This window comes from Neisseria sp. P0021.S005 (assembly GCF_051956955.1).
Genome location: NZ_JBQCWY010000720.1, coordinates 1 through 1,509, shown reverse-complemented (window position 1 = coordinate 1,509; position 1,509 = coordinate 1). Strand labels below are relative to the sequence as shown.

Sequence of the window (1,509 nt, the reverse complement as noted above, 5' to 3'; positions counted from 1 at the left end):
GCACCCAACGCCGCCTCCAGCCCGACGTCCTCATCAATCTGCCCGACAACAAACAAATCGTCATCGACTCCAAAGTATCGCTGACCGCCTACGTCCGCTATACGCAAAGCACCGGCGCAGAAGCAGAACGCGAGCTTGCCAACCACGTCGCCAGCATCCGCGCCCACATCAAAAGCTTGGCAGCGAAGGATTACACCGACCTTGAGGGCGTCAAAACGCTGGACTTCGTCTTTATGTTCGTCCCTGTCGAACCGGCCTACCTCCTCGCCCTGCAACATGATCCAAACCTCTTCCAAGAGTGTTTCGACAAACGCATCATGCTGACCGGCCCCAGCACCCTGCTCGCTACCCTGCGCACCGTTGCCAACATCTGGCGCAACGAGCAGCAAAACCAAAACGCGCTGGCGATTGCCGAGGCAGGCAGCAAACTCTATGACAAATTTGTCGGCTTTGTCGAAAGCATGGACGGCATCAATAAAGCGCTTGGTCAGGCTCAATCCCAATTTCAGACGGCCTATGGCCGCTTGGTTTCCGGCAGGGGCAATCTCATCAGCAGCACCGAAAAACTGCGCAAATTGGGCATCAAAGCCGGCAAACAGCTGCAACGCGATTTATTAGAAAAAGCCATGTCGGAAAACGAAGACCACGCCACCTTGCCGACCGCGCAAGACCAAGAAAATGACTGATAAAACTTAAGACATTGCAAATAAAGGGAATTTAACCAATGAGCAACATCACCATCGTCCTTGCCGCCGATACCGGCTATGCCGAGCAAGTTCATACCCTGATGAAATCCATCTGTACTCACAACACAAATGTCAATTTCTACCTCATGCACAATACCTTCAGGCGGGAATGGATCGACTATACCAACCAAAAGCTCGCAGCCAGCGGCAGCCGTCTGAATGATGTCAAAATCGAGATGGACTTCAGCCAATATCGCCGCCTACCCCATATTTCGGATGCCGCATTTTTCCGTCTGATGATGCAACATCTGCCTGTCGATCGCGCCCTGTATCTCGACAGCGATATGGTGGTTACCCAATCCCTGCATGATTTGTTCAACCTCGATATGCGCGGTTATCCCGTTGCAGCGGTACAAGACTCCTTTCTTGCCCGTACCGAATGGAATCACCCGACCGGCCTGCACACTACGCCCTATTTCAATTCCGGTATGTTGTTGGTCGACCTGGCGCAATGGCGGGAACACAATATCGCAGCGCAACTGCTGCAAACTGCTACCACCATTGACAAATCCGTTCCCTACGGCGACCAATGCTTTCTAAACACCGTATTTCAAAAAAACTGGCTGCAACTAGAAGAATCTTGGAACTTCCAAACCGGCGCAGTCGAATACTTCCAAAAACGAAACCTCGGCGAAGTATTCCCCAAACCTGACACCGTCCCGCCCGTTATCCACTACACCACACGCGCCAAACCGTGGTTGTGCGATTACGGCAAGATTCCTTTTGAAGAAATCTATTGGCAATACTATTGCGCCGACTGGCC

Annotated in this window: 2 protein-coding genes; both read left to right on the top strand. The window is 52.2% G+C overall.

Translation table 11 applies throughout. The features are described from left to right. A partial coding sequence (locus tag ACTHUE_RS18670) for a DNA recombination protein RmuC (protein WP_440424151.1) occupies window positions 1–686 on the top strand: 686 nt, incomplete at its 5' end. A gap of 38 nt (window positions 687–724) precedes the next feature. Beyond that, window positions 725–1,509: glycosyltransferase family 8 protein (locus ACTHUE_RS18665; protein ID WP_440424150.1), on the top strand; the 785-nt coding region annotated here is incomplete at its 3' end.